Raw genomic sequence first — 4,041 nt, 5'->3', positions numbered from 1 at the left:
CGCTCAGCCACCTGAGGGGCTGGAGGGGCCATCGCCGGACCGGCATCAGTCGCCAGCCAGCGCAGGCCGGCCAGGGGGAGCAGCACCGCCAGCGCCAGGCCGGCGAGCAGCAGCAGGGCCAGAACCAGCCCGCCAACCCGAGCGGCCAGAAGCCCGGCACCGAGAGGTCGCCCTCGCGGTTGCGCCGCCAGAGTTCCCACAGCCGCAGCCGCAGGCTGGCCAGCACGGCGATCAGGTCGCGGCGGAGCAGAGCCCAGGGGTCTTCGTAGGGAGCCGGCAGATCACTGCCGGCTCCGCGGCCGCCGGAGGCGGGGCCAGTGTCGGAACCGGTGGTCACCGGCAGGGCTCAGCGGCGCCGCAGCAGCGCCGCCAGGCCGCGGCGACTGGGATCGGCATCCTGGCCCTGGGAGAAGCGCTCCACCTCCTCCGCCACGGGGGTCGGTTCCTTCACGCCGCAGACTTCCCGGTACATGGCGTCGTACTCCAGCGCGGAGCGGGCCCAGCTGAAATCGCAGCCCATGGCCCGGCGCTGCAGCTGGGCCCAGGCGGCTGGATGGCGGTAGGCCTCCCAGGAGCGCACGATCGACGTGTAGAAGTCGATCGGCTCGAAGCGATCGAAGCCGTAGCCGGTGCCGCTGCCCCTGCCCTGATCAGCGGCGGGATCGTTGGGTGGCACCGTGTCGACCAGACCGCCGACACGGCGCACCACGGGGATCGAGCCGTAGCGCATGGCCAGCATCTGGCTGATGCCGCAGGGCTCGAAGCGGCTCGGCATCAGGAAGGCATCGCTGCCGGCGTAGATCAGACGGGAGAGGGCATCGTCGTAGGTGAGGAACACCGCGAAGCGGCCGGGGTGCCGCGCCGCCATCTGCCAGAGCCCCGATTCGAGATGGCGATCGCCGGTGCCGAGCACCACGATCTGGCTGTCGGTGTAGGCCAGCACCCGGTCGGCCACCTGGAGCAGCAGATCGACACCCTTCTGATCCACCAGCCGGCTCACCAGGCCCATCAGGTAGGAGCGGGGGCTGACCGCGAGGCCGAAGCGCTCCTGCAGAACCTGCTTGTTGATCGCCCGGCGCTCCAGGCTCTCGGCATCGAACGTGGCGGCCAGGGACGGATCCGTGGCCGGATTCCAGGCCTCGGTATCGATGCCGTTGAGGATGCCGCGCAGCTTGCCGCTGATGTAATTGAGCAGGCCCTCGAGCTTTTCCCCGTATTCGGAGGTGCGGATCTCCTGGGCATAGGTGGGCGACACCGCATTGACCCGATCGGCATAGAGCAGGGCCGCCGCCATCGTGTGGTCCCCCTGCATGTACCAGGGGCACCAGGTCATGCGGTCGAGCTTCCAGCGCCAGGGCCCCTGGTACTTCAGGTTGTGGATGGTGAAGACGGTGCTGATCTCGGGGTCCTGGTGCATCCACACCGGGATCATGCCGGTATGCCAGTCGTGGCAATGGAGCACCTGGGGCTTCCAGTGATTCCAGGCGAATTCGGCCGTGGCACTGGCGAAGAACGTGAAGCGCCAGTCCTCATCCTCGCCGCCGTAGATGCGCTCGCCGTCGAACACCGGATGACCCACCAGATAGAGCGGCAGGTCGGAGCCGGGATGGCGGGCTTCGAAGACGGCGAACTCGTTGCCCATCGTGTGGCCGCGCCACACCGGCTCGCTGGGAATCGTGAGACGGCTCCAGAGCCGGCCATAGCCCGGCATGATGATGCGAACGTCGTGGCCGAGGGCCGCCAGGGCAGGGGGCAGCGAACCCACCACATCGCCCATGCCCCCAACCTTCACCAGGGGGGCGCATTCAGCGGCTGCGAACAGGATGCGCATCGGCCGTGCCGCGATTGCGGGGCACTCTACGGGCCGCCTTCAGGGCAGCACGGTGACCGGTGTGCCGAGCTGCACCAGCTCGAAGAGCTCGCGCACGTCCTCGTCGAACAGGCGCACGCAGCCATGACTCACCGCCCGGCCGATCGAATCTCGCTGGGGTGTGCCATGGAACCCTGCCGTGACACAGCCCTGCACCACCAGGTGATCGCGGCCGTTGAAGCCGGAACGCCCCCTGCAGTCGCGGTAGAAGCCGATCCAGCGGGATCCGAGTGGGTTGGATGGACCGGGCGGAACACGCACGCCCGTGGCGGGATGCTCCCAGACCGGGTTGGCGGCCAGCTGGATCACCTCGAACTGGCCCACCGGGGTCTCCCAGCCGGGACGACCCACCGCAACCGGGAAACGGCGGAGTTCCCGCTCACCGTCGAGCACCAGCAGGCGGCGGTTGCGCCGGTCGAGGATGATCCGCCGCTGGGTAGCGGTGGAGTGGATGGTTGCGGGACGGGCTGCCTCGGGGACCGGGGCCGTGAAGCCCATGGCCGGAGCCAACGGTAGGTCTGAGGGTGGCCGAAGCGGCAACCCCAGCATCAGCGGAAGAAGGGCTGCGAAACGTCTTGGCAACACTCTCGGCCTGCAAACCTAGCGGCTGTTGAATATTAAATAGCGTAGTGAGGCATCATTCTCAAGGTAGCCAGGGTTCGCCCGAGAAATCAGGGGAGCGCTTCTCCAGGAAGGCATCGCGCCCCTCCTGGCCCTCGGCGGTGCGGTAGAAAAGATGCGTGGCCTGTCCAGCCAGCTCCTGAATGCCGGCCAGGCCGTCGGTCTCGGCATTGAATGCAGCCTTGAGGCAGCGGATCGCCGTGGGGCTGTGCTGCAGCACCTCCCGGCCCCAGCGAACGCCCTCGGCCTGCAGCTGCTCGAGCGGCACCACCGCATTCACCAGGCCCATCGCCAGGGCCTCGGCGGCCCCGTAGCGGCGGCAGAGGAACCAGATCTCGCGGGCCTTGCGCTGACCCACGACCCGCGCCAGGTAGCCGGCGCCGAAGCCGCCGTCGAAGCTGCCCACCCGCGGACCGGTCTGGCCGAACACGGCGTTGTCGGCGGCGATGCTGAGATCGCAGAGCAGATGGAGCACCTGGCCGCCGCCGATCGCGTAGCCGGCCACCAGGGCGATCACCACCTTCGGCAGGCTGCGGATCAGACGCTGCAGGTCGAGCACGTTGAGGCGCGGCAGGCCGGCCGCATCCATGTAGCCGCCGTTGCCGCGCACACTTTGATCCCCACCGGCGCAGAAGGCCCAGCCCCCGTCGGCCGCAGGCCCCGCCCCGGTGAACAGCACCACCCCCACGGCCGGGTTCTCACGCACCCGGGCGAAGGCGTCGCAGAGCTCCATCACCGTGTGGGGCGTGAAGGCGTTGCGCTTGTGCGGCCGGTTGATGGTGATCCGCGCCAGCCCGTCGCCGCTGAGCTCATAGCGGATGTCGTCGTAGTGGCCGGCGAGCTGCCACTGCGGTGAGGCCTCGGTCATCCGGGCGCTGGGGTGCTGGCCGCCATTCTGCGCAGCCCCTGGCGCAGGTCCGCATCGGCGCGGCGGTCGGTGTGCAGCCGCAGCAGCGCCAGGGGCTGCTCCAGCGACCAGGCGAGAGCATCCGGCAGGTCGGCGGCGCTGGCGAGCTGGCGGGAGGGAACACCGTGGGCCGCCGCCAGCCGGCTCTGGTCGAGCGGCTGCCCCATGGCGAACAGCCGTTCGAAATCGAGCTCCGCATCGGGATCGCAGCGGATCGGCAGCTGCTCGAAGATGCCGCCACCGCCGTTGTCGAGCAGCACCACGGTGAGGCGGCCGTGCCTCTGGTGAGCCCACAGCCAGCCGTTGCTGTCATGCAGCAGGGCCAGATCGCCGCTGAGCAGCACCGCCGCTCCGGTGGCCGCGGCGATCCCGAAGGCCTGGGAGAGGGTGCCGTCGATGCCGGAGGCGCCGCGGAAGCCGTAGACGGGCCGCGGCGGACCGTCGGCCACCGCGAAACTCTCCCAGTCGCGCACCGGCGAGCTGTTGGCGAGCAGCAGCGGCACGCCCTCCGGCAGCAGCCGGCTGAGGGGTCGCTGTGGCGTGTGGGGGAGAATCAGGCGTCCGCATCGGTTTCCTCCGCCGGTCTCCCGCCCCTCACCACCCTCCCATGCTCCTCGATCTGCGCGGCAAGAAGGCCCTGGTC

The 4,041-nt window shown here is 69.7% G+C and carries 4 protein-coding genes and 1 pseudogene; all 5 read right to left on the bottom strand.

From position 1 onward, the window contains the following. Nucleotides 1–337, bottom strand: a pseudogene (locus SYNGFB01_RS09905) (hypothetical protein); the annotation flags it as partial. 9 nt (nt 338–346) lie between these two features. Next, nucleotides 347–1,831, bottom strand: coding sequence for a glycogen synthase GlgA (gene glgA / locus SYNGFB01_RS09900; RefSeq protein ID WP_048017894.1), 1,485 nt, complete (start codon nt 1,829–1,831; stop codon nt 347–349). Nucleotides 1,832–1,870: 39 nt separating this feature from the next. After that, a complete protein-coding gene (locus tag SYNGFB01_RS09895; protein ID WP_152669610.1) occupies nt 1,871–2,368 on the bottom strand; it encodes a L,D-transpeptidase in 498 nt (165 codons plus the stop codon). 145 nt (nt 2,369–2,513) lie between these two features. Further along, nucleotides 2,514–3,359, bottom strand: coding sequence for a 1,4-dihydroxy-2-naphthoyl-CoA synthase (menB, locus tag SYNGFB01_RS09890; RefSeq protein ID WP_048017892.1), 846 nt, complete (start codon nt 3,357–3,359; stop codon nt 2,514–2,516). Further along, the gene (locus SYNGFB01_RS09885; protein WP_053068434.1) at nt 3,356–3,901 is read right to left on the bottom strand and encodes a thiamine pyrophosphate-binding protein; all 546 of its coding nucleotides are present in this window, start codon (nt 3,899–3,901) and stop codon (nt 3,356–3,358) included. The genes menB and SYNGFB01_RS09885 overlap by 4 nt, the downstream gene beginning before the upstream one ends. Nucleotides 3,902–4,041 lie beyond the last annotated feature (140 nt).

The sequence above is a fragment of the Synechococcus sp. GFB01 genome (assembly GCF_001039265.1).
GTDB lineage: Bacteria > Cyanobacteriota > Cyanobacteriia > PCC-6307 > Cyanobiaceae > NIES-981.
This window is presented reverse-complemented; position numbering and strand designations above follow the sequence as displayed.

Excerpts from the sequence above, each read along its gene's own strand:
- menB (WP_048017892.1), bottom strand. The coding sequence starts at position 3,359 with ATGACCGAGGCCTCACCGCAGTGGCAGCTCGCCGGCCACTACGACGAC.
- SYNGFB01_RS09895 (WP_152669610.1), bottom strand. The coding sequence starts at position 2,368 with ATGGGCTTCACGGCCCCGGTCCCCGAGGCAGCCCGTCCCGCAACCATC.
- glgA (WP_048017894.1), bottom strand. The coding sequence starts at position 1,831 with ATGCGCATCCTGTTCGCAGCCGCTGAATGCGCCCCCCTGGTGAAGGTT.